The following is a 24,873-nucleotide window of genomic DNA, read 5'->3' as shown; positions in this document are numbered from 1 at the left end:
CATGAAAATTGAAAATGAAGATGCTCTTGACGAACTTGTCCTCTGTCCACAGTGTCATACGCTTCATCGGGAAGTCCCTATTAAAGACGGTTCTAAAGCCTGCTGTTCGGAATGCGGCAGTGTTATGTACCGCTATGACAGCCGTCTGGCAGAACATGGACTGGCTCTGAGTATCACGGCACTCATCTTCTTTTTCGTCGCCAACTTCTTCCCCCTGGTCAAGATAGAACTGCTTGGAAGCGAACAGTTCATTACGATCCCCAAGACGATCATGAGCCTGTTCGATAACGGCTTTTTCATTGTAGGGATGCTGTGTGTTTTTTTGATCTTCATTTTTCCTGTAATGATCTTTGTGCTTTATCTGCTTGTGTTCCTCTTGTTAAAGCTGGGCATAGGCGAACAGTTGAGCAAAGAGCTGCTGGTACTGCTCTCTCATCTGAAACCCTGGAGTATGAGCGATATCTTTCTTGTGAGTATTCTGGTAGCACTGGTCAAACTGATCGGGTATGCACAGATACATATGGGGATCGCTTTCTGGGCGCTGATCGTCTTTGTCCTGCTCGATATTTATATTACACGGAGTATCCATATTGCCGAAATATGGATGTTGCGTAAAAGAGTCTTTTTGAAAGAGAATTCAATGGGGAATACGTTATGATGGAGGTCAAAGAGGAGGATCTGCTACGCTGTCCGACCTGTGAAGCGGTCAATATCAAGAAGGGAGAAAGAAACATCTGCAGGCGCTGCGGTTCCCACATTTATAGGCACAGACGCTACAAAACGGAGAAGAGCTGGGCTTATCTTATTACGGCGATGATCGCCTATATTCCGGCAAACCTCTACCCCATGCTGATCACTTCGCAGTTTGGCAATCAGGAGGGCAGTACGATCATCGGTGGGGTCATCCTTTTGTGGGAGCATGGCTCTTACCCCATAGCCGCAATCATCTTCTTTGCTTCCATTATGATACCCATTGTGAAGTTTCTTGTCTTGATTTATCTCTTAATTAGTGTAAAATACCCCATAGGAAAAGACAGCAAAGTGAATAAGCATAAACTTTATTTTATGACAGAGGCGATCGGTCCCTGGTCGATGATAGATGTTTTCGTCGTGGCGATACTGATGGCACTGATCCACCTTGCGAACATAGAGATCATTGCGGGAACGGCTGCTACCGCCTTTGCACTTTCAGTATTTTTTACTCTGCTGGCAGCACATGCCTTCGATGAAAGCCTGATCCAGGATAATAAAACACTACATACCATGAGGGAGAAGAAATAGATGTCAGAACAGTTACCGCAGGTAGAGGAGTCTACCAAGTTTAATTTTTTCACCTCTATCTGGATCGTTCCTTTCATTGCGCTCATTATCGCAGGATGGCTGGCATACCAGTACTACTCTGAGCTGGGGCCGGAGATCAAAATCATCTTTCCCAACAATGAAGGGCTTAAAGCAGGCCAAAGCCAGATACGGTACAAGGATGTGCCAGTAGGTACGGTCACGAAGATCACACTGCAAGAGAATGGAGAAGGGGTTGCTGTGATCGCCCGCATAGACAAGGTGGCCGAGCCCTATCTGAATGAAGATGCCAAATTCTGGATCGTTAAACCTGAACTCGGTTTTTCCGGTATATCAGGACTCGAGACGATCGTTTCCGGTAACTATATCGGTCTGGCTTCCCAAAAAGGAGGTGCGTTGAAAACAACGTTCGTCGGACTTGAACATGCCTACCGGAGTGACAGGAACGGTGAGTATTTCGTGCTGAGGACAGCACGGGGGGAGAGTTCGGTTAAAGCAGGCACGCCGATCTACCTGAAGAACATCAAAGTAGGACGTGTCGAATATGTGATGCTGGGGCTTGATGATGTTTTTGTAGATGTGATCGTCTTCATCGACAAGGCGTATGTGTCCTATGTGCATACCGATTCGAAATTCTGGGTAAGAAGTACGCTGGATGCCGAACTGGCAAACGGTACGCTCGATGTGACAGTCGCTCCCGTGACGGATCTCCTTCAGGGAGCCATAGAGTTCTCTACGACAGGGAAGGATGCCAACCGTACTGTACCGGACACATTTGCATTTCTCCTGCACAAGAACAGAAGTTCTGTCAATACCAAAAAACTGGGTCATGAAAAAAAAGAGATCGGCTTCTTCTTGCTTCATACGGAAGATTCCATCGCCAGTCTGAAAATAGGCTCACCTGTAAAGTATGACGGTTTCAGGATCGGTACTGTTTCGGAAATTACGCTCTCTTACGACAAAAAGACGCACAAAATGAACGGTACGGTGCTCACCGAGATAGACACCTCCGTTTTCGACGACCTTTCCGATGCGAACGATACAGGGAAAGCAAATCTCTATCATGCGGTAGAGGAGGGGCTGCGCGCACGTATCGACACTATAGACCCCATTACGGGAAGGCTCTATGTCAATCTTCTTTTTACAGATAACGACGGGAACAAAAGCATAGAAAAAACAGGAAACTATGCCCTTATCCCAACCGTGCGATCCGTGAATGGTGATATGATGGCCGGACTCTCGAAGATCATGGACAAGATCAACAGGTTGCCCATCGAAGAACTTGTTGCTTCGCTGAACAAGGTGGTTAAAGAGAGCGAGAAGCCGGTTGCCAACGCCAATGTAGTACTTGAAGAGTTGAAAAAGACAGTGAAGAACCTTAATGCACTTACCAGCAAGAAAACTTTCGCTTCTATGCCAGATGAGATTGATAAGGCACTTAAAGAATTAACACGTACGCTGAAGACAACGAAAAAGGTCGTCAAGGGTTATGGGAGCAATTCTCTGCTCAGCCGTCAGCTTACAGAGACACTGAAGGTTGTTTCACAAACTTCCAGAGAGATGCAGGAGTTCCTCAAGATGCTTAACCGTAAACCAAATTCACTCATTTTCGGAGATAAATAATGTTTAGAACAAAGACCATTTCAACACTGTTACTGCTGCTGACTCTGGGAGGCTGCGGTACTTCCAGCTACTACATCCTCTCCACGGCACCACAGCCCGCCACGACATATAAGTCTTTCAACGGTGTCATCGGTGTAGAGAAGGTCACTGTGCCGAAATATCTCTTCAAAAGGGAGATAGCGGTAGCCAAGTCAAACAGCCAGGTCTCTTTTCTGGGCGGTGCAAGCTGGGCGGAAGATATCGATGAGGGGCTGACACAGAGGCTTATCAGCTATTTGCAGAAGAAGTTCAAGCAGCCAGAAGTCTATGGCTATCCATGGGGTGTCGGTTCCCAGCCGAAAATCAGAGTCAAAGTACAGCTCTCACGTTTCATTGCGCAGGGCAACAGGGTTTACCTTGATGCTTCCATCCAGCTTGAAAACCTGAGAACAGGAAAACGAAAGGCCAGACTCTTCAGTACAAGCGTACCTTCGGGAAGCCAAGCTTCAAGTATTGTAGATGCTATGGACAAAGCATTCGATCAGCTTGAAGAGCAGGTGGCACTTGGTATCAAGTTGTTCTAATTACTTGTTTCATTTATTTTCATGATTTTGGGTTGATGTTTTTTCTTTCTTATTTTAAGTTTAAAGTTTCATTATTGATGATCAGTTTTATGTAGTATACTTCTTCTCTTTGGGTACTCACCTCCATCTCAATTGGGTAAATCCTTTTTTCCTTCGCATCAGGTAAGAATTAAAAAAGTTCTTATGACTATAAAGGTATGGACCGTTCATTTCTCGAAAGTGAAATAAGCAGTATATGGTATTAAAATTTAAAAAATATTGCAAAAAAACTACAAAAACTCATTTTGGCACACCTTTGGCACATCTTTTCACTATACTTGTTATAAGTGGATTAAGTATTTTATATATTGTCTGCTAATAATTAAGAAGTTTGAAAAGGGGAAAAGATGAAGAAAAGTGTTCTTTCTTTTGTGGCCATTCTGTCACTGGGCGGAATGGCTTATGCTGGGGGCGATGTCGCTCCTGTGGAAGAAGTGGTACCGGTACAGGTTATTGTAGATGAGGGTGCCTTCTATATCGGTCTCGGTATGGGTGCTGCCTATATCAATGATGACCAGACCGAAGAAGAGATAAGCTCCACAACGGTTATGTTCCAGGCAGGATATCAGTATAACAGGTATGTAGCATTCGAAGGACGTGCATGGCTGGGGTTCAATACGGACTATGACCCGGGCCTGACAACCAATACAGGCGGAGAGTACGATAACGATATCTCAAGCTGGGGGATCTACGTCAAACCGATGTACCCTGTCACTGAAGTCTTTGATGTCTATGCATTGCTTGGATACGGTGGTGTACAGCTGGGGAACCTCGAGAGCGGAGATGCATACGAAAGCGGGTTCCAGTGGGGACTTGGTGCCCAGTATGAAGTGATGGAGAATGTGCTGATCTTCGCTGATTATGTCAGACTGTACGACGGTACAGGGTTCGACTACAGAGCACAGCTTGAAGATGTGGATGCCGAAGACTGGACAGTTGGTGTCTCTTATAGATTTTAAGGAGGAATGAAAATGAAATATATCAATAGAAAAACAGTAATCGCACTCATATCTGGTGCTGTAGTACTTGGTTTGTCAGGATGTGAAACCGAAGGTATATCATCCGACACACAACTTGTCGGAAGTGCAAAAAATATACCTCCTGTAGCAGTTGCAAAAGTGATCCCAAGTGAAGTTACAATCGGAGATACCGTGACGGCAGATGGAAGTGAGAGTTATGATCCGGACGGGACAATCGTCTCTTATGTATGGAAAATACAGGATATTATCATCGGATCAGGAATGACTGAGGATGTTTCTACTGAGGATCTGGCTGCAGGGACCTATACGGTCACGCTTGTTGTAACGGACAATAACGGGGCAACCGCAACCGATAATACTCAAGTGACACTGGTTGAGCCTGAAGGTCCGACTTGTCTGGAAACAGCGGGGTTCGGAACGATTACTCTTGCAAATGGTCAGGAGTGGCTGGACAGAAACCTTGGAGCAAATAAAGTAGCGGATGATGAAAATGACAGTGACGCAATCGGCGATCTCTATCAGTGGGGTAGAGCTGCTGATGGTCATGAAAAGAGAGACTCAGAGACTACAATGACAAAAGCAACGACAATTGAGTCCAATAGCAGTGACAGCTGGTATGGTAAATTTATAATTGAAGATATAGGAAGTGAAGCAAAAACTGTAGGAACATTTCCACATGCATCTGGGTATGTACAGCGTGCTCCTGACTGGGTAGCATATGATGTTGACAATAACGGTTCTCTCAGATATGTAGGGTGGAAGAGTACAGATAAAGTTTCCTCTACACAGGTCTGTCCGTGTGGTTATGTGGTTCCATCGGCACAGGATTATATGGTACTGACGAGAGCAGATACTGAGACGCTGCACTTTGAAACAGTAGGAGGGCATAGAAATTATGAGGATGGTAGTTTGAGTAGTCCTGATGAATGGGCATACTGGACAAGAAATCCTGACTATGGATCTCCAGATATAAGTCTTGTATTCTGGGGTAATGGTGAAGGGGATATGATCGCAGGACTGCCAAGAGAATATGGTCTTGAAGTACGCTGTATCAACCCGGCGACGAGTAAGCCGTATATTCCTGAAAATGAACCTCCCGTAGCTAAGGCTGGTGATGATCACAACATAAGTATTTGTGAGACATTAATATTGGATGGATCAGAAAGTAACGATCCTGATGGAACAATTGTCAGTTATGAATGGTTTGTTTGGTCTGATGGAAATATGTCTCATATTGATAATGGACCAACTATTCAACTTCCGCCATCAATTAATCGAACAAACGCGAATGAGCATACATTCACTTTAAGGGTTACAGATAATGATGGAGCAACATCCGAAGACAATATAACAATAACTGTCCAGGCTGAAGATTCTGATTATGATTTTTCATATATTATAAATGATCCAGCTGCGCAGCCAACAAGTCCATATCTGACCGTTACCCCTGATAATGCTAATATATATGAAGAATCAGAATTTCATTATTGGGCTACAACAACAACCAATAGTGATTCGGAGACACCTGCTGATCCTGGAAATGTCACATTTGATTTTTCTTTTCCAGGAAACATAGAAATTGCTTATCTCACAGCCAGAATCACAACATTCCATTTTAGTTATAGTGCGGGAACAGCCTATCTTTATACTGCAAATGGAGGTGATTGGAACCAGCTTCTTTATGCTGAAACGCCTGCTATTAATGGCTATAATATTCAAAGATATAATGACTTTTTAGAAAATGCCCGTATAGGAACAAAAAACCTGTCTATACGTGCAGAATTACATGCAGATGGCAGTTCTTATCAATTAACAGCTCAATTTTTGCGATGGAGGGATGATGAAACGTCGTTTAAACTCAATATTTGTTATGAAGATACAGAAAATGGAGATTGATAGCAAATTGAGCCAATAGTATTTCCCTTGTATTCCCACGATCTTCGTGGGAATACATAGTTAGAAGATATTAGTGTAATTAACGTTTTACTGGTTAATGGTCAGTATATATCCCTGCCCGTTAACCGTTTTCACAAACCTGTATTTCAGCTTCTCCCGCAACCTCCTTACCAGTGTTCTGAGTGTATTGGGCGTAGTATCCTTCTCCGGCCAGAGGGTATTTTCAATCGTGTAGGTGGCTACGACCTTGTTCTTGTTGGCGATGAGGATGTCCATAAGGGCACTTTCCTTTTTGGTCAGACGCAGAGGCTCTTCGCAGCAGAAGAGCATGGTGTTTCGTGTGTCGTAGCAGAACTCCTCGTCGAGATAGATATGATGTGGAATATCTTTTTTATTAAACGTTTTCCCCTGTACTTTCTGTGTAGCGATCTTCAAAAAGATACGCAGCTCTTCACGGTTAAACGGTTTTGAAAGGTAGGCGACAGGATCGAGTGTGATAGCACGGTCAACGTTGTAGTCATCTGTGTGTGCGGTCAGGAAGATGATCTCTGTTCTCGGATAGGCTTTTTTAATGAGCTCTGCGGTTTCTACACCATCGAGGTCACCTTTGATACAGATGTCCATCAGGGCAATGTCGATCCTTTCATCTCTCGCAACGGCCAGTGCGTCTTCGGCGTTGGAGCAGATGTCTACGACATGATAGCCGAGTTTTTTGACATAGCTCTCTATCTCCATTGCAACAATGCTCTCATCTTCGACTATCAGTACGTTCATTGTGGTCATATAGCGAACTTTATAATGTATTTGGTATGATCGCTGGTGAACAGTTCCATGTTCCCGCCCAGCTGGTCGTAGACCAGGGTATGTATGAGTTTGAGACCCAGGCTTTTGTTGTTGGCATCGGGCTCAAATCCGTCACCACTGTCTTCAACAATCAAAGTATAATGGTTTTTTTCTTCATGCAGCTTGACATCGATAGACCCTTTGCCGTCAGGGAAAGCATATTTGTAGGAGTTGGTAACAAGTTCGTTGACAATGAGACCGACATAGACAGACTCTTTTATGGGAAGGCCGGCATCGATATCGGTATGTATATCGATACGGTAATGTAAGTAGTTATGGTATTCGGAAATGTCCAGAAGCAGGTTGTCCAAATAGATTTTCATATCGATCTCTTCAAGACTTGCATTTTCCAAAAGCATCGAGTAGGTCGTGGCAATAGCATTGATGCGCGATTCAAGGTCGGAGAGTTTTTGTGAAACTTGTATATCGTCTATTTCATCATTCTGTAGACGGATGATGGAGAGGATAAGCTGAAGGTTGTTCTTGACCCGATGGTGTATCTCTTTGATTAAAAGTTCTTTTGTCTCCAGTGCCTGGTTGAGCTCTTTCGTCTTTTCTAGCACTTCCTGCTCGACTATCGAGGCTCTGTTCTTTGATTCCAGCAGTATACGGGTATCTGCTTTTTCTTTGGCTGCCTGTAAGATCAGATATCTGTCTGCAAACGCAAGAGAGAGAATGAATGCTTCCAGAGCAGTTCCAAACAGCAGCAAACTGTTGAAATATCGCATCAGTGAGACCATGCCCAGTACATCGAGAAGCATGACAATATAAAGGAGGGAGACCAAACCGACACCGACAATGAACAACCTTGCCTGTTTGAGGCCTCTTCTGTAAACATAAATCCCGGCATAGAGGTTGAAGAAAATGTAGACGGTTGAAACCAGTATGGCTGTAAGCAGGTGAGATGCTTTGTACGGATCGAGAATCATGATCTGAATAAACGAAATGCCAATAATAAGGAAATAGATCTTGTGCAGCCATGGATATCGTTTTATTTCAAGGAAATATATGGCAAACAGGGCTGCAGATATCAGAAGAAGGCTGATCTTCATAATGATCATATGTGTATCGAAGACAATAAACCATTTTGGTGTATAGAGCTGTATGAGTCCCAGATAGCTTGACTGCTGGTAAAGCAGCATGAGAAGGTATGAACCATAGAAGAAGTAGCTTCTGTCACTAATGAAATAGGAGAGGAAAAAACTGTAGAACATGAGTGCCATGACCATCCCAATGAACAGCATGTCAACAGCCTGAAGTTTACGGTCATGTTCCAAAAACTTTTCTTTGTCATCTATGGTGAGTGAGAAACCAACGGTTCTGATAGAAGAATGCACTTTCAAGTAGTAATCTTTTGTACTCCGCGGGGCTATTGAAATAGTGAAATAATATGGAATGGTAATATGTGTATCGTCCAGATGCATGATGCCTCTGCTCTGACCTTTGTCAAGGTCATTCTGAACATAGAGCGTGATGTTCTCCAAAAGAGGTGAATGGGCTATGAGTGCTTTAGTGATGGGCTTTTCAGTAGGGTTTAGCAACCTGAAATGTATATAGATGTAACCCTTTGAGATACCGAGATTCAGATAATCATCATGGAATGGTTGGAATTTATTTTCTCTTATGATCGTTTTGAGAGGAAGATCTTTTTTTCCTATAAAAATACTGCTGTGCTCCAGGAGAGAGACTTTTTCATTTTTGGAGATATCTACAGTCTCAGCGTATAACGCTGAACCGGTCAATAGGATAAAAATAATGATAATACTTTTTAAATAGTTGTAAATCATAAAAAATTTTATCTAAAATCATGTAAAAACCTCATTTTGGCACATTTTTGGCACATTTTTATTATAAAATAAAAAATGGTGGGCTGTATAGTTTACATAAAGCCAGCTAAATTAAAAAGTTTTAAAAAAGGGAGAAAAAATGAAGAAATTAACACTTTCTTTGGTCTCGATCATGGCAATGAGTGGATTGGCATATGCGGGAGGGGATATTGCACCTGTAGAGGAACCAGTAGTTGTGCCAGTGGCAGTAGATAACTCTGCATTTTATGTAGGGTTGGGCTTTGGACGGACAATACTGCATGATGATCAGAGTGCTGAAGAGTTCACTTCGTCTCAGGTGATGCTGCAGGCAGGATACCAGTACAATCAATATATAGCATTGGAAGGTAGAGCATCGTTTGGTTTCAATACCGATTATGATCCGGGAAATACAGGAAATCCAAGCAGTGATGCTGCAGATGATATTTCTTACTGGGGAATTTATGTGAAACCGATGTATCCGGTAACTGAAAAGTTCGATATCTATGCACTGCTTGGCTACGGTGGTGTGCAGTTAGGAAACCTTGAAAGTGGTGATGCCTATGAGAGTGGATTCCAGTGGGGACTTGGTGCACAGTATGAAGTGATGGAGAATGTACTTATCTTTGCAGATTATGTCTCTTTGTATGATGATACAGGGTTTGACTACAGAGCACAATTCGAAGATGTAGATTCTAATGCGTGGACACTTGGTGTCTCTTATAGATTTTAGGGAGGAATAAAGCATGAAATATATAAATTTTAAAACATTAATGATATTGTTATCTGCTGCTGCCGTAATGGCATTGACAGGGTGTGAGACTGAGGGTATACCGTCAGATACACAACTTATAGGGGGTACGCCACCACCGCCACCACCGCCACCACCGCCACCGCCACCACCGCCACCACCGCCGCCGTCAAACCAGGGTAAAGTATTCCATACTGGATTTATGGCAAATTATACTGGTGGGGCCACATTGGCATTCAGTATTTCCAGCGAGAAAGATACGGATGTCAATATTACGCTCTCGGATGACAATAGTACTGTGACCGAACATATTACAGCCAATGTGGCACAAGAAGTGATCATTGACAGCAGAATGATGCAGGAAGGTACAGGTATAGAGAACAAAATGATAGAGATAGCTTCCAATGAAAATATTGTTGTGGTTGGATTGAATCGAATCCAATATACAACAGATGCGTTCCTGGCATTGCCGGATCAGGTTTTGTCAACTGAGTATTATGCTGCCGGATATCAAAATCTCTTGGCTGATGAATTTTCTGTTATAGCAATTGAAGATAATACCACAGTGACATATCATACTCCGGAAGGTACTGAAGGAAATGTAACTTTAAATAAAGGGCAAACCTATCAATACCAATACAGTGGTGAGTTGACAGGTACACATATTACCAGTGATAAGAAGATCGCCGTACTTAGTGGAGACCAATGTGCAGATGTGCCTGATACGGAGGCTGCTTGTGATCATCTCGTAGAACAGATGCTGCCTGTCGATACCTGGGAGAAAACATTTGTCACAGTACCTTTGGCTACAAGAGTTGGAGGTGACACGTTCAGGTTTGTGGCTTCTGCTGATGGCACTGAAATACAAGTGGATGGAACAGTCGTTGCAACACTGGATGCCGGACAGTATCATGAAATGATCCTTGATGGTGCAAAGTATGTAGAGGCGAATCATCCGATCATGGTGCTTCAGTATTCAAACGGAACTACGTACGATGACGTAACGTCCGACCCGTTCATGGCTCTGGTCCCTGCCACAAACCAGTATGATACAACGCATATTATTCAAACACCGGTAGGGTTTACAGACTATGTCAACATTATTGTTCCTGCAGCGAATATCGGTGATATTACAATGGATGGTGTAGCGATAGACAGTAGTGAATTTACAGTAGTTACAGGAAATACTTCCTATGCGACTGCACAAATACAGATCGATGAGGGATCACATACCTTTAAAAGCAGTGTGGCATTCGGTCTTTTGGGATATGGATTTGCTGATTATGATTCATATGGATATCCGTCAAGCCTGCATTTGACAAAACATTAATAGCATTGTAGAGAGGGCTGGTGCAGCCCTCTCTATCTTGTTTCAATTCTGAGAGAATTATTCCCCCAGCCCTTGGGTCGTAACCTTGCGATATAATATTATGGTGAGCATGCAGAGGGCATAGCAACATTCAATTTTGCGATCCAGTATTTTTGATACCCAGGCTAAATCCACGCACCTTTGCAAATGAATAGTATTATGACTGTATGTCCAAGATGATACTGAACATGCGTTTTGATATTTGAATCTTTAAGATTAATCTCAATCACCTCATAGGAGTAGAAAGGGATTAAAATTATAATATATTCAAATAAAAATTATAATATTTAACGAAAATTCAGCCTGATTAAATGGTAATAAATTTATAATAATCCTGATTTTTAATTTTACTAAAGGAAGAATATGTCAAACGAAATAAAATCAAGTAAAATTGCATATGATGCATTAACTACTGCGGGTATGAGCAGAAGGGATGCACTGAAGGTCATGGGACTGACAGGCGGTGCAGCAATGATGATGGGTGCGCCTACCCGGGCGGAAGCAGGACCAAGCAGTGACAAAAAAGCAAAGATCGTGATAGTGGGCGGTGGTGCCGGCGGTATTATGGCAGCTGCAAGATTGAGAAAAGCGGCATCCAATGCCGAGATCACACTGATCGCACCCAATGAAACGCATCTCTACCAGCCGGGACAGGTTTTCATGGCGGCAGGACTTTATAAACAAAGTGACATACAGCACAGCAATGCCGATCTTGTACCCGATGGTGTGAACTGGGTAAAAGATGAAGTGACTTCATTCGATCCTGACAACAATAAAGTAACGACAGCGAAAAATGGTGATGTTTCTTATGACTACCTGGTCGTTGCAACAGGGCTTGCCTACAATTATGAAGGTATCGAAGGAATGAGTCCGGATCTTGTGGGCAAGAACGGAATCTCTTCTGTCTATCTTAACAACCCTGTAGATGGAACGGCCAAAGGTGGCGTGGCTACCTGGGAATGGTTTAAGGAGATGAGATCGGCGGCAGAATCGGCTTCTCCGGAAAAACCGATCAAGGTGATCTGTACACAGCCTGATACACCGATCAAGTGTGGTGGTGCACCGCAGAAGATTCTTTACCTGAGTGATGACAACCTGAGAGGGAACGGTCCGGAAGGTGGTGCGGATGTCAGCAAAAATGCACAGTTCAGCTTCTGTAAGAAAGGTACAAAGCTCTTTGGTCTTCCGGGATATAACAAAACACTGGTAGAAGAAGTGACACCGATGTACGGCAATATTACCGATAAATGGAACCATGTCCTCAGAAAGATCGATGCAGAAAAGAAAATAGCGACTTTTGAGCATACCTATCAGACCAAAGGCGAATATGACAAGGACCTCGAAGAATACGATATGATCAACCATACCGAAATGGTAGAGATGGAGTATGACTTCATCCATGTCGTTCCTCCGATGAAACCGGTCGATGCAGTTGCCAGTTCTCCTCTTGGATGGCAGAAGGGTACCGCAAAAGGCTGGCTGGAGTGTGACCAGTATACATTGCAGCATAGACGCTATGAAAACGTATTTGGTATCGGAGATATTCTCGGTATTCCAAAAGGAAAGACAGGTGGGTCTGCTAGACACCATGGACCTGTCCTTACGGAAAATCTTATTGCAGTGATGAACGGAAAAAAACCCGAAGCGAAATTCGATGGTTATACCGTATGCCCTCTTAAAACACAGTATGGTGAGATCATGCTTGCCGAGTTTGACTTTGATGGTGTAGCTCCGTCATTCCCATTCCTGGACCCAACCAAACCAAGATGGATATGGTGGGCGTTCGACCTTTATATGCTCAAGCCTATGTACTGGCATTTAATGATGAAAGGTTTGATGTAGCCCTGAGTATCTCAAAGAAGATGGACAGAGGTCCGTCTTCTCTTATGTTTTATACACTTTTTCTGAAGGATCATTATAACAACCTTCAAATATCCGCTTCTTTCTTAACTCTTTCTGTTATCATTATATCCATATAAATATATTCAGTTTAAAGGAACAACCTATGAAAAAAGAGTTGATGATATTTACAGGAATATTTCTGTTTTTAGCCATAGCAATGCATTTCAAAGAGTGGATCTCCCACCCTGTAGACCATCTTATGGCACTGCCAAATGCAGGTGCTTTTGGTCTGGGCCCGCTGCATCCGCTGATCATCACATTTGTAGTTTACATTATTTTTCTTATCATAAGAGGTATTGCAAAACTGTTTAAAAGGTAAATGCATGGAAGTGTTCGCTTTTTGTTTCTATTTGCAGTACTGCAAGCCCAGAGCTTCTTTTCTCTTACAGGAGTAAAGCCGCCGGTATGGTTTAAAAGAAAATACTATATATGATACAATTTAAAAGAGGGAATGGAGTTATTGTTTTTTCTGTTACAGTAGACCAAACATACAAAAAGGATATATCATGATCAAGAAAATAGTTTTCACGCTGCTTCTCACCTTTGGTTTTTTGTCGAACATCCATGCCGAAATGTCGGCACAGATGCCCAATATGAATGCCCAAATGCAGGAAATGCAAAAGGGAATGGCACTTCTGCCGTTCCTGACCGCTCCCATAGAGAGTAATGACAAACTCTCATCCAAGGATGTAGAGTTGTTCATGGCTTTGATAAAAAAGAAGGACAGTCACTATGCCGACTACAGTGACAAAATGGAAAAAGGGTATGAAAAAGCTGCCGCAGTCCTCAAGAAGGGTGTCAGTTTCGATACATTCGTCAAAAAGGCCATAGAGCTTTCCGGTGTGCAGAACGTATTGGACAAGGATGCCCGGGAGATCGGTTATGACAGTGCTTTGGACCTGACACTGAAAACGACAAGGATCGTAAGGGCAATGATGGCTGTGGAGATGGAGAAGCAGATTGCCCAGGCACCCAAAGAGCAGCAGGAGATGATGCGCAATATGATGTCGGGAATGATGGGAAGTGCCAAAGCAGAGGATATAGCAGTGGTAAAACCCTATGCGGATGAACTCAAGCAGATAATGAAAGAGGGGCAAGGGACCTGAGCATTGCTTATTGCAGGATACTCTATTGAAGCCTTCCCAAAGAAAAAGAAAATGAAAACAGTAAAGTATTTAAATGAGCATCTTCCTGTTTCAAAAGTGGTTTGTATAGGCAGAAACTATATAGAGCATATAGAAGAACTCGGCAACGAGATTCCAAAAAATATGGTGGTATTCAACAAACCGAACTCCGCTATTTCAAACAAGCTGTATTACTTCTCGGAACAGTGTCGTTTTGAAGGGGAGATCTGTTTTCTGATACGTCATGGCGAGATTACTGGTGTGGGCTTTGGTCTTGACCTTACCCATGCTGATATACAGAAGCACTTAAAAAAGAAGGGGTTGCCATGGGAGCGTGCCAAAGCCTTTGACAAGTCTGCAGTATTGAGTGATTTTGTACCTCTGAATGATCCGGTGGAAAGTTTACACATGAAGCTTTATATCAATGATGTTCTGGTCCAGTCCGCAGAATATGACCTGATGATTTATAAACCCCATACGATGCTTGAAGAGATACAGCAGTTCATGACACTCGAAGATAACGACATCATTATGAGCGGTACGCCCAAAGGTGTTTCTACCTACCGTGTAGGGGACAGGTTCCTAGGTCAGATCTATGCAGGGGAGAAACTTCTGATAGAAGTGGAGTGGATTGCAGAGGATGGAAAATAATACTGTGTAGAGAAAGAGATTGTATTTTTATTGCCCTGTAGCTTCAAACCAGCGTTTTAAAAATTCGCCCCGCTCATAGATTTTTGCACCCAGTGCGAACTTGTAGTCCATATAGGGTTGTCCAAGATTCCAGAAAGCAAAACCCTCGGATTCAAGATGCTGTGCAAGCAGGACCAGCTGGGCGGTACCGTAATGGTTATAGGGTTTTTCTTTGCAGCTGAATCCGCTCAGGCTGGTATAGGTTCTGCCTATGATATATCCAATCTCACCGGCTACAAGTTTTTCCCCGTCACTGAGACTTACGGAGATGACCTTGAAGTTCCCATCTTTTCCTTCTGTCTCTTTGAGCATCTTCAGGTAACGTGGTGTCAGCCAGTTGTTCCTGTGTGTCAGCTCTATACCTTGGACAACGGCATCGAGTGCTGTATCGATCTCGATGTGGAGTGGTTTTTTCCTAAGAAGTTTCTGTACTTTTCTATTGATATGAAGGTCCCTGAAGTCGAGCAGGGCATAGGAGAACTGTATCTCTGGCAGGAGGAGATCGTTTTCTTCAAAAGAGTCGGTAACTGCAATGAAACCCGCCTTGGCCTGGGCAATGTAATATTCGGGTGTGAAATCTTCACTCCAGTAATAGTTTTTCCGCATATCCGAATAGATCTTCTCCGTAAGCAGTGCCCGATCGGATAGAAGGTCATAGGGCAGATGATATATGCCGAGCTGAATGGTATCGATGAGGTTATGCAACTCTTATTCCTCTTCTTTTTTGTAATTGTATTGAAAAATGGATACAATTACAAAATTTTTTGGGGTTATGCATGAAAATAAACGTTATTATCATCGATAAAAAGGGTAAAGATCAGCTCTATGCCCCATTGATCGAGCATTATAAAAAAATATCCAAACCTTTTGCCAAAGTCGAAGTGATCGAACTTTTTGACAAAGAGATCGCCAAAGCGCAGGACCTCTCTCCTGAGGTGGCACAGCGATCCTATAGCAAAGTACTGGAGAAATATTTGGGCAGCGGTATCAATATTGCTTTGGATCCTGCTTCAAAAGAGGTGGACAGCTTCGAATTCGCGAAATTGCTTAAGGATAGCGTAACGATAAACTTCTACATTGGCGGCGCATACGGCTTTGAGAGGGATTTTTTAAGCAAATGTGATAATGCCGTATCATTTGGTAAAATAACGCTTTCACATAAACTGGTGAAGGTTGTGTTGATGGAGCAGATATTCAGAGGTCTGAGCATTAATCACAATCACCCATATCATAAATAAACAGGAAGAGAAATGTTAACACAGGAAGAACTGAAAGAGTTTGAAAACAAGTTGCTGGACAGACGTGTTCAGATAGAGAGGAATCTTAACGGGACTGAGCTTGAACTGGAAGGTATGAGAAATCTTGACCTTAATGATGAGGGGGATTATGCCGCTGCTTCTGCGGAAACAGCAGTGGACTCCGCGATTTTGGAGCAACAGCGTAAGGAATTAGCGGAAATTGACCTAGCTTTGGATAAAATAAAAAAAGGAACTTACGGTATTTGTGAAATGTGTGAAGAGCCTATAGGAAAGGCGAGACTCGAGGTGAAGAACTTCGCACGTTTCTGTATCACCTGCCGGGAGATCAACGAAAAAGAACAACAATAAAAAGGATGAGAAGATGAGACTGGGGCTGTATATATTCGCTGCTTTGACATTAATGGCTATTACCGGGGCATTGACCTATACCGTCAATCCCAATAACTATCTTGTAGAATTCATGGGGATCAATTTTAATTTCCCTGTGGCAGTCTGGGTTGTATTGCCTATGGGAGTGTTATTACTCTTTACCGCTATCCATATGATCTTTTACTCTTTGAAAAGCTATTTCAAACTCAAAAGGTGGGCAAAGGACGCTTCTACGCTTGAAGATGCACTTTACTGGTCTTTGGTCAATGAACCCAAAGAACAGAAATATGGCATAGAAGAGATCAGAGGTTCGGCTATTCTCTTGGGTAAATCCCTATTGACCGTCAATGATACGGTTGAAGGGCTTAATGCAAGACTGTCCAAAGTAGTGAATATCCTCAATAAGATCAAAAACGGTGAATATGTCGATCTCAAAGAGAACAAGATGTCAAAGGTTTTCAGCGAGGGGAACCCGCATTTGATCAAGAACAGACTTAACCGGCTTCAGACCGACCCTGAATTTGTCGAAGAGGTTATGAAATCTTCTTCGCAATATTCCAAAATGGTACAGAAGCAGGCACTCGATATCTTTGCGCGCAAAGAGACATTCTTCAAGGCACGCAAGTATGCCAAGATCTTTGATGCTGAAAGTCTGCATGTGATGCTTGCAAGAGCGGTACATGAGGAGGATATGGGGCTAAGTGTCGATATTCTGAATGACTTTGTTGCCGTATTGAAGCTAAGCTGTACCGACTTTGTGAAGATCGCCAATGTCACCAAAAAGGTTCTTTCTCCCAACGAGAACCTTGCACTTTTCAAATCATACCAGAGTAAGTATCCGAAGTCACAGACAGCTTATCTCTATCTTCTTTTTGACTATGAACTGCTAGATGAGGCAAGTGCCTATCTCGATGAGCACGAAGCACACGAATTTCTGAAATTCAGAGCTTTCAATGAATTGAAAAAGAGTCATAGAAAATTCAAACTTGAAGATCTTGTCAGTGTAGATACTATTTGTGTCAAGTAGTATTTTGCATCTTTAAATAAATGGCATCTCTCAATTTTTCAAAACCCCTTTATGCCTTAGCCCCGCTTGCGGGCTTTACAGACCTTCCTTTCCGTTCCGTTGTCAAAAAGTTCGGTGTCGATCTTACCGTTTCTGAAATGATCAGCTCCAATGCCCTGGTCCATAACAGCAAAAAGACCCATAAAATGCTTGAAAAGAGTCCTCTGGAAGACCCGTACTCCATACAGATCGCAGGGTCTGATCTTGAGGTGATCAGACATGCCGTAGAGATCATCAATGAACAGGAAGGTGTGAGCGTGATCGACCTGAACTGCGGCTGTCCCGCTCCCAAGGTGGTGAACAATCTTCAGGGAAGTTCTCTTTTGACGGATCTTCCCCAAATGGGAAGGGTCATAGAGACCATCAAGAAATACTCCAACAAGCCTTATACCAGTATGAAAATGCGACTTGGTTTCAATGAAAAAAACCATATAGAGATCGCAAAGATCGCCGAGGCAAGCGGTGCGGACTACATTGCCGTGCATGGCCGTACCAGAGCAGGGCGCTACAAAGCCCCGGTGGACTATGATGCCATAAGGGAAATCAAGAAGGCAGTGGATATTCCGGTCATTGCCAATGGAGATATTGATTCTCCGGAAAAAGTGCAGTGGGTTCTGGAATATACCGGTGCCGACGGTGTCATGATAGGCCGTGCCGCGGTAGGCAAACCCTGGATATTCAAACAGATCAAAGAGGGAATGTCACAACCGACCTCTTCACTTATCAAAGAGGTGGTTCTGGAGCATTTCGACCAGATGATCGAGTATTATGACAAATACGGGGCGATCATCTTCAGAAAGAATCTTCACTCCTATTCCAAAGCAGGATACCAGGGTGCCTCGATCTTCAGAGACAGGGTCAACCGTATTGAAGATCCCAAAGAGATGCGTGAAGTAGTGGAAGAGTTCTTTTCACAGAAGTTCTTTCACGAAGCATAGGGTTTTTTGATGCATATCAAAGAGATATAAAGCTCATCAGACTATAATCACACAAACTTTTCAAGGTAGAATTCATGACTTTTGTAATCATCAAGACCATCCATCTTTTTGCCGCTTTTATCTATGGCGGTTTTCTTATCACTGACAATCTTTTTCTTAGTAAGATCAAACGCTCCTACAGCGAAGAAGAACATGCAGCCATACGTGAATCCTTTATGAAGTATGTGCGTAAAGTAGTGCCGCCGAGCCTTATTGTAGCCGTACTGACCGGACTCTATCTTATCTCTCAGGTCTATGGTCCCATCGGGCCTGACGGACTGACCTGGTTTCAGTCGCTTCTTTCTTTAAAAGCATTCCTGGGTATCTGGCTTGGACTCAGAGGCGGACTGCAGGTTTACTTCAAGATACAGCCGTTTGTTTTTAAAAGTCATGTACTTCCTTTTGCCTTCGTGATCACGATTATTTTCCTGTCGCAGTTCATGTACCTGCCGGTATAGATAAAAATGCTATAATTTCGCATTCATTTTTGGAGCAGAACTATGTTCATAGAACTTCTACTTGTCGGTATTTTCATCGGGTCTATGTCCGGTTTTTTCGGCATCGGCGGGGGGATGATCCTCGTACCGATACTGCTTGCGATCGGTTTTGAGATCAAAGATGCCATCGGTATCTCCATCATCCAGATGGTCTTCTCTTCGGTCTACGGCTCCTACCTGAACCATAAAAAGGGTTCTCTTATTGTTGGTGAAGGGATCTTTGTCGGTATCGGCGGTTTTGCCGGGGGATATCTTGGAGGATACGTGACCCATTACGTCTCCGATACGGTACTTCAGGTACTCTTTCTCGGCATATTGCTTTTTGCCCTTTTCAGACTGTTCTTCTCAAAGATGCACATAGACGATTCTCACTCGAAAACCCTGAACAAAGGATTGCTCTTTTTTATAGGATTGCTGATCGGTATCTTCTCTATTACCCTGGGGATCGGCGGGTCGATCATCCTTACACCTATTCTGGTCGGCTTGCTGCATTATCCGCTCAAAAAAGCGATCAGTGCCGGGCTTTTCTTTGTTGTCTTCTCGTCCATCGCAGGTATGATAAGCCGCCTGATGATAGGCACGATCGACTTCCAGAACGGGCTCATCGTGGCGGTCGGTTCGCTCATAGGTGTATTCGGAGGTATCTGGCTCAAAGACCACGTACACGATACACACCACAAGTCAGCCTTGATGCTGCTCTATCTTATATCTCTCGCAATACTGGTCAGGAAGATGTTCTTTGTGTAAAGGGAACCTCTAAAGATTTGTTTTTAACATATTAAAAGTTAGAATTGGCATTATATTTAAATTTCTAAATATTATTATAACAATTGATTTCAGCCAATAAATGGCTGTCAGGTAATTTATTGACTATGTATGTTTTGTTATAAGTTCAGTAAACTTCTTTTCTGTGAGCAATTCTAATGACAGAAATAACCAAATAACCATTTTCTTTTAGGTATATGATTCTGTAATTTCCAGCTCTTTTCCTGAACTTGCCTTTGTGTTTGCCTTTGAGCTGTTTATCATTTGAAAAGTTTCCATCTTGCAAGTCTAAGATTTTAGTCGATACAAGTTTTTGTGCTTGTACATCTAATTTTAAAAATTCTTTTTCAGCATCTTTATCAAATGCAATTTTATACATCAATCCCTGCTTTTTTGAAAACTTCTTCTAGTGGGACAAGTGTAGTTTTCCCAGACTTTAAATCATCAATTCTTTTATCAGCAATCATTTCATCTAGTTTGTCAAAATACAATTCAATAGCTTTTTCAACAAGACTTGTTCGTGTTTTATCAAGTTCCTGTGCATATTCATCAAGAGCTTTTACCACATCTTTTTCTAGTCTAATATTTATTGCTTGTTTCATAATACCAAAGCGCCTTTCATTTCAATTTGTATATACAATTGTAGTGCAAATAAAAAACTTTGTCAAGTGCTTACGCTTAAACTCAGTTGACCTGCAATGCAGAGTGCAGCGAAGCGAAACGGCGTATTGCTGGGTCAACTGCAGTGCCTTGTTATAAGCCATTTTTTTGGAATTTAATTGCTTCATTTATAAGTGACTCAGTATCAACAACATGCACAATATCGGAGAGATTACCAATCCGAAGCTCCAATACGCCCTTTTTATTTTTCTGTTTCAGTGCAAGCCTCCATTCGAATTGCCAAGAATACTCATGGAACTTATTGTATATATTAAGCCTACTATGATGATCTGATCTATTTAGGTATGTAACCTTTCTACCAACTATAGAATCATCTTCTAAAGTATATATAGAGGGGTGATTATTAATTGCATTTTCCAAACGCCTATAAAACTTAGCTATATCACTACCACCGATAAAAACCGCTTTATTACCAAATTTTATAAAATCACTAGACAAGTGCAAACCATCATGACCAGCATCAATAATATTTTTATCACTTAGAATTGTCATGCAGTAGACATTAGTTTCTTCGTTATGAATTTCTCTTATGTCTATTTTATCAACTGCATCAGCAATGATATGTCCGTTAATCTCTAACACAACATTTTCAGGTAGATAGCTAGCTGATAACCCCTCGTGAAGATCACCCCTTAATGCTGGGTCTTTATCTTCATACTCTCTAAAATATTGAATATTATTCATGTGAAGAAGCCCTTGATTAACAAAAGAGTCAACATGCGTCTCGTCCATAAACTTAATCAACACCCGATTTCTATCTTCTGGACTTATCAACTCAGCTCTCCTTTGGCTTATAACGGCCGCGCTGATCACCATTCAGTATGATATCAGAATAACCCGAAGGGTATTCTGGTAGCAGACTTGATGTGTGTATCCTGGCATTTGATGGACGTAGCGAAGCGGAGACCAGCAAATGGCAAGGGATTGCGTTCAGTGATCAGCGCGGCCGATGCGATGTTGTAGCGAAGTGGAAACGTCGCATCTATTTATTAGGGGAACACTTTGTCCCACTATTGCTTTATTTTTAATATTAGTAGTATATCAAAAATGTCTTGCTATTGCTAAAAATATGTCAATTTGAAAGATTTTTAACGCTATTTTTATAAATAGTATAGAATCATAAAAATTGCTTATGTCCTTTTAGTCTGATATAAGCCGTTATTTGGACAAAGTATTCCTCTATTTGTTAATTTCCGGTAATAGAGGACATTATGTTTTCCTATTTTTGAGGAGTATTTTATGGAAGTAAAAAAAGAAATAACTAGATGTTGTTCGTGAGAAAATATGATTTAAGCATTACAGCATAAAAAAAGGGCATTGATCTGCGAAGTATACAGGAACTGTTAGGTCATAAAAGTGTTGAAACCACGATGATCTATACCCACATAGTTGCCGAGATGAACAAGGTCAGGGTGGCAAGCCCGTTGGATATGGTGTAAATATGCTATAATTCCAAATTAATTTTTCAGCAAGGCAAAGAATAAAAATATGGCAAAAAAACAAGATATGATCCATGTGTATGGAGCCAAAGAGAATAATTTAAAAAATATTGATATCTCTATACCAAAGAACCAGCTGGTGGTCATTACGGGAATTTCGGGTTCGGGTAAATCGACACTGGCATTCTCTACGCTCTATGCCGAAGGACAGAGACGTTACATCGAGTCTCTCTCCTCTTATGCAAGACAGTTCCTTGGACGTGTGGGGAAACCCGATGTGGACAAGATCGACGGTCTGACCCCTGCGATCGCGATAGATCAGAAGACCACCTCGAAGAACCCGCGTTCAACGGTGGGGACCATTACGGAGATCTACGACTACCTCAGGCTGCTTTTTGCCCGTGTAGGGGTTCAGCACTGCCATAAGTGCGGCAAGCCCATCTCTTCCATGTCGGCTTCTGACATCATCGAAGAGGTACTTAAACTGCCCGAAGGTGCCAAACTGATCATCATGGCGCCGCTGGTCAAGGCGAAGAAAGGTACCTTTGCCGATATGCTCGAATCCCTCCGCCACAAAGGCTACGTTCGTGCGATGATCGACGGCGTGATGGTGCGTCTCGATGATGAGATCGAACTGAGCAAGACAAAGATGCATACCATCAAAGTGGTCATTGACCGTGTGGTCATCAAAGAGGATAACCGTGACCGTATAGGACAGGATGTCGAAAAGGCGCTCAAAGAGAGTTACGGAGAGATGGAGATCGAAGTGCTCAACCATGAAGAGGTAGGGCTCGACCGTAAGGACTTTCACTACTCGGAACACCTGGCCTGTTTTGACTGTAAACTCAGTTTTGAACCGCTGGAGCCTGTCAGCTTCTCATTCAATTCCCCCAAAGGGGCATGTCCGGCCTGTGACGGACTGGGGATCCGCTATGCCATAGACCTTAAAAAAGTGATAGACCCTGACCTCTCCATCGACAAGGGTGCGGTGAAGATCATGTATGGATTCAACAAAAGCTACTACACCAAATTCCTTAACGCCTTTTGTGAACAGAACGGCATCGATATCAAAAAGCCCTACGGTGAATTGGAGACGCATGAACAAAAAGCGATTCTTTACGGCAACGGCTCTACAGTAGATTTTACCTGGAAGCGCCACAAGCTCAAGCGTGAATGGCCCGGCGTGGTCAAATTTGCGCATGATATGTTCAAAGATGAAAAAGACCTCTCGGAGTATATGACGGAAAAGGTCTGTGACAAGTGTAACGGACACAGGCTTCGTCCGCGTTCTCTGGCGGTCAAACTCGAAGGCAAGAACATTGCCGACATCATCGATATGCCCATTGACGATTCCTATGCCTATTTTGCCGACAGAAATAATTTCTCACACTTGACCGATCAGCAGAAAATGATCGCCGAATCGATCCTCAAAGAATTGTATGAACGTCTCTATTTCCTGCATGATGTGGGGCTTGGCTACATTACGCTCAGCCGTGATGCCAGAAGTATCTCCGGAGGGGAAGCACAGCGTATCCGTATCGCTTCGCAGATCGGTTCGGGACTGACAGGAGTAATGTATGTACTTGATGAACCAAGCATCGGACTGCATGAACGTGATACGATGAAATTGATACGTACGCTCAACTCCCTCAAAGAAAAAGGTAATTCCGTGATCGTGGTCGAACATGACAAGGAGACGATCCTTGCGGCGGATTACATTGTCGATATCGGCCCGGGAGCAGGGGAGTATGGCGGGAAGATCGTTTTTGCCGGCGATGCCAAAAAACTGCCTAAAGCCAAAACACTGACAGCTGACTATCTCTTTGGCAGGAAGGAGATCTCCTATTCGCATGACAATCCTCAAAAGAAGTGGATAGAGATCAAAAATGTGACGATCAACAATATCAAGGATCTTGATGCGAAGATTCCGCTGCATAACTTTGTTTGTATTACCGGTGTGAGCGGAAGTGGAAAGAGTTCGCTGATCCTTCAGACGCTGCTGCCTGTGGCGAGGGAACTGCTGAACAACGCCAAGAAGGTCAATAAGGTGGACGGCGTGGAGATCACGGGGCTTGAGCATCTTGACAAAGTTATTTATCTCGACCAGAGCCCCATCGGACGGACACCGCGTTCGAACCCGGCGACCTATACGGGTATCATGGATGAAATACGCAAACTCTTTGCCCAGACCAAAGAGGCAGAACTGCGCGGATACAAGATAGGAAGATTCTCTTTCAATGTAAAAGGCGGACGCTGTGAGAAATGTCAGGGGGACGGACAGATCAAGATAGAGATGCACTTCCTTCCTGATGTGCTGGTCAGCTGTGATACCTGTAACGGTACACGTTACAATGCCCAGACACTAGAAGTTCTCTATAAAGGCAAATCGATCGCTGATGTACTGGCGATGAGTGTGGGGGAAGCACTGGAATTCTTCAAAGCGATCCCTTCCATTGCTGCCAAGCTCAAGACACTGACAGCCGTCGGACTCGACTACATTACACTGGGCCAGAACGCCACAACGCTCTCGGGCGGTGAAGCACAGCGTATCAAACTGAGCAAAGAGCTCAGCCGTAAAGATACGGGTAAAACGCTTTATATCCTGGATGAACCTACTACCGGACTGCATTTTGCCGATGTGGACAGGCTCACAGGAGTACTGCATCATTTAGTGGAACTTGGTAACTCTGTCGTAGTCATCGAGCATAACCTCGACATGGTGAAAAATGCAGACTATATTGTCGATATGGGGCCGGAGGGCGGAAACAAGGGCGGATTGATCATTGCAGAGGGATCGCCCGAAGCATTGGCACAGAATTACAGGAAGACAGGATCTTATACCGGAGAGTATCTGGCCAAGGAATTGTCACCACCCGATGAATAGTCTTCACTGGGTGATGATAAGTTAGCATTATTCGAAAATTTTTCTAACAAAG

26 protein-coding genes are annotated in these 24,873 nt (G+C 43.1%); 20 read left to right on the top strand and 6 right to left on the bottom strand.

Features of this window, described 5'->3' with window-relative positions; translation table 11 throughout:
• Position 1: 1 nt before the first annotated feature.
• The 6 genes from YH65_RS06705 (at position 2) to YH65_RS06680 (ending at position 6,400) form a co-directional block, all read left to right on the top strand.
• On the top strand, positions 2-658 hold the full coding sequence (locus YH65_RS06705; RefSeq protein WP_046551198.1) for a paraquat-inducible protein A: 657 nt from the start codon (positions 2-4) through the stop codon (positions 656-658).
• Positions 655-1,281, top strand: coding sequence for a paraquat-inducible protein A (locus YH65_RS06700; RefSeq protein WP_046551197.1), 627 nt, complete (start codon positions 655-657; stop codon positions 1,279-1,281). The genes YH65_RS06705 and YH65_RS06700 overlap by 4 nt, the downstream gene beginning before the upstream one ends.
• On the top strand, positions 1,282-2,922 hold the full coding sequence (locus tag YH65_RS06695; RefSeq protein WP_046551196.1) for a PqiB family protein: 1,641 nt from the start codon (positions 1,282-1,284) through the stop codon (positions 2,920-2,922). It abuts the gene before it with no gap.
• On the top strand, positions 2,922-3,485 hold the full coding sequence (locus tag YH65_RS06690) for a PqiC family protein (RefSeq protein WP_046551195.1): 564 nt from the start codon (positions 2,922-2,924) through the stop codon (positions 3,483-3,485). Before YH65_RS06695 ends, YH65_RS06690 begins: the two co-directional genes overlap by 1 nt.
• 386 nt (positions 3,486-3,871) lie before the next feature.
• Entirely contained in the window at positions 3,872-4,483 is a 612-nt protein-coding gene (locus YH65_RS06685; RefSeq protein WP_046551194.1) for a porin family protein, read from the top strand.
• Positions 4,484-4,495: 12 nt separating this feature from the next.
• On the top strand, positions 4,496-6,400 hold the full coding sequence (locus YH65_RS06680; protein WP_046551193.1) for a PKD domain-containing protein: 1,905 nt from the start codon (positions 4,496-4,498) through the stop codon (positions 6,398-6,400).
• Positions 6,401-6,487: 87 nt separating this feature from the next.
• Here YH65_RS06680 and YH65_RS06675 read toward each other — a convergent pair whose 3' ends face one another.
• Both YH65_RS06675 and YH65_RS11265 read right to left on the bottom strand, forming a co-directional pair.
• The gene (locus YH65_RS06675; RefSeq protein ID WP_046551192.1) at positions 6,488-7,183 is read right to left on the bottom strand and encodes a response regulator; all 696 of its coding nucleotides are present in this window, start codon (positions 7,181-7,183) and stop codon (positions 6,488-6,490) included.
• Positions 7,180-9,030, bottom strand: coding sequence for a 7TM diverse intracellular signaling domain-containing protein (locus YH65_RS11265; RefSeq protein ID WP_052746119.1), 1,851 nt, complete (start codon positions 9,028-9,030; stop codon positions 7,180-7,182). Before YH65_RS11265 ends, YH65_RS06675 begins: the two co-directional genes overlap by 4 nt.
• 139 nt (positions 9,031-9,169) lie before the next feature.
• Here YH65_RS11265 and YH65_RS11260 point away from each other — a divergent pair, with 139 nt between their 5' ends.
• From YH65_RS11260 to YH65_RS06640, 6 genes are all read left to right on the top strand, one after another.
• Complete coding sequence (locus YH65_RS11260) at positions 9,170-9,781, top strand: outer membrane protein (protein ID WP_052746118.1); 612 nt, start codon at positions 9,170-9,172, stop codon at positions 9,779-9,781.
• A gap of 13 nt (positions 9,782-9,794) precedes the next feature.
• Entirely contained in the window at positions 9,795-11,129 is a 1,335-nt protein-coding gene (locus YH65_RS06660) for an IgGFc-binding protein (protein WP_154806477.1), read from the top strand.
• A 402-nt stretch (positions 11,130-11,531) separates the two neighbouring features.
• On the top strand, positions 11,532-13,010 hold the full coding sequence (locus YH65_RS06655; RefSeq protein ID WP_046551191.1) for an NAD(P)/FAD-dependent oxidoreductase: 1,479 nt from the start codon (positions 11,532-11,534) through the stop codon (positions 13,008-13,010).
• A 163-nt stretch (positions 13,011-13,173) separates the two neighbouring features.
• Positions 13,174-13,389, top strand: a complete 216-nt coding sequence (locus tag YH65_RS06650) for a hypothetical protein (RefSeq protein ID WP_046551190.1) — start codon at positions 13,174-13,176, stop codon at positions 13,387-13,389.
• Between the two features lie 187 nt (positions 13,390-13,576).
• On the top strand, positions 13,577-14,176 hold the full coding sequence (locus YH65_RS06645) for a hypothetical protein (protein WP_046551189.1): 600 nt from the start codon (positions 13,577-13,579) through the stop codon (positions 14,174-14,176).
• A gap of 51 nt (positions 14,177-14,227) precedes the next feature.
• Entirely contained in the window at positions 14,228-14,845 is a 618-nt protein-coding gene (locus YH65_RS06640; RefSeq protein WP_046552072.1) for a fumarylacetoacetate hydrolase family protein, read from the top strand.
• A gap of 27 nt (positions 14,846-14,872) precedes the next feature.
• On the opposite strand, the gene YH65_RS06635 is transcribed toward YH65_RS06640, so the two are convergent.
• Entirely contained in the window at positions 14,873-15,589 is a 717-nt protein-coding gene (locus YH65_RS06635; protein WP_052746116.1) for a leucyl/phenylalanyl-tRNA--protein transferase, read from the bottom strand.
• A gap of 71 nt (positions 15,590-15,660) precedes the next feature.
• Here YH65_RS06635 and YH65_RS06630 point away from each other — a divergent pair, with 71 nt between their 5' ends.
• The 6 genes from YH65_RS06630 (at position 15,661) to YH65_RS06605 (ending at position 19,799) form a co-directional block, all read left to right on the top strand.
• Entirely contained in the window at positions 15,661-16,122 is a 462-nt protein-coding gene (locus YH65_RS06630) for a 23S rRNA (pseudouridine(1915)-N(3))-methyltransferase RlmH (RefSeq protein WP_046551188.1), read from the top strand.
• A gap of 12 nt (positions 16,123-16,134) precedes the next feature.
• A complete protein-coding gene (gene dksA / locus YH65_RS06625) occupies positions 16,135-16,491 on the top strand; it encodes an RNA polymerase-binding protein DksA (RefSeq protein ID WP_046551187.1) in 357 nt (118 codons plus the stop codon).
• 13 nt (positions 16,492-16,504) lie between these two features.
• Positions 16,505-17,539: a hypothetical protein gene (locus tag YH65_RS06620; protein WP_046551186.1), complete on the top strand. Its 1,035-nt coding sequence runs from the start codon at positions 16,505-16,507 to the stop codon at positions 17,537-17,539.
• Positions 17,540-17,559: 20 nt separating this feature from the next.
• Complete coding sequence (dusB, locus tag YH65_RS06615) at positions 17,560-18,516, top strand: tRNA dihydrouridine synthase DusB (RefSeq protein WP_046551185.1); 957 nt, start codon at positions 17,560-17,562, stop codon at positions 18,514-18,516.
• 74 nt (positions 18,517-18,590) lie between these two features.
• Entirely contained in the window at positions 18,591-19,013 is a 423-nt protein-coding gene (locus tag YH65_RS06610; RefSeq protein WP_179944228.1) for a hypothetical protein, read from the top strand.
• A 42-nt stretch (positions 19,014-19,055) separates the two neighbouring features.
• On the top strand, positions 19,056-19,799 hold the full coding sequence (locus tag YH65_RS06605; RefSeq protein WP_046551184.1) for a sulfite exporter TauE/SafE family protein: 744 nt from the start codon (positions 19,056-19,058) through the stop codon (positions 19,797-19,799).
• 145 nt (positions 19,800-19,944) lie between these two features.
• Here YH65_RS06605 and YH65_RS06600 read toward each other — a convergent pair whose 3' ends face one another.
• The 3 genes from YH65_RS06600 to YH65_RS06590 all read right to left on the bottom strand — a co-directional run bounded on the left by YH65_RS06600 (position 19,945) and on the right by YH65_RS06590 (position 21,272).
• Positions 19,945-20,196 (bottom strand): type II toxin-antitoxin system RelE family toxin, encoded by a 252-nt coding sequence (locus YH65_RS06600; protein WP_179944227.1) that lies wholly within the window; start codon positions 20,194-20,196, stop codon positions 19,945-19,947.
• Positions 20,189-20,419: a ribbon-helix-helix protein, CopG family gene (locus tag YH65_RS06595; protein WP_046551182.1), complete on the bottom strand. Its 231-nt coding sequence runs from the start codon at positions 20,417-20,419 to the stop codon at positions 20,189-20,191. Before YH65_RS06595 ends, YH65_RS06600 begins: the two co-directional genes overlap by 8 nt.
• Positions 20,420-20,570: 151 nt before the next feature.
• The gene (locus YH65_RS06590) at positions 20,571-21,272 is read right to left on the bottom strand and encodes a hypothetical protein (RefSeq protein ID WP_046551181.1); all 702 of its coding nucleotides are present in this window, start codon (positions 21,270-21,272) and stop codon (positions 20,571-20,573) included.
• A gap of 542 nt (positions 21,273-21,814) precedes the next feature.
• On the opposite strand from YH65_RS06590, the gene YH65_RS11415 reads away from it, so the two are divergent.
• Positions 21,815-21,937 carry a tyrosine-type recombinase/integrase gene (locus tag YH65_RS11415; protein ID WP_342666066.1) on the top strand — a complete coding sequence of 41 codons (123 nt, stop codon included), beginning with the start codon at positions 21,815-21,817 and terminating at the stop codon, positions 21,935-21,937.
• Between the two features lie 49 nt (positions 21,938-21,986).
• Positions 21,987-24,821 (top strand): excinuclease ABC subunit UvrA, encoded by a 2,835-nt coding sequence (uvrA, locus tag YH65_RS06585; protein ID WP_046551180.1) that lies wholly within the window; start codon positions 21,987-21,989, stop codon positions 24,819-24,821.
• Positions 24,822-24,873 lie beyond the last annotated feature (52 nt).

It is taken from the genome of Sulfurovum lithotrophicum (assembly GCF_000987835.1).
Classification (GTDB): Bacteria; Campylobacterota; Campylobacteria; order Campylobacterales; family Sulfurovaceae; genus Sulfurovum; species Sulfurovum lithotrophicum.
This window is presented reverse-complemented; position numbering and strand designations above follow the sequence as displayed.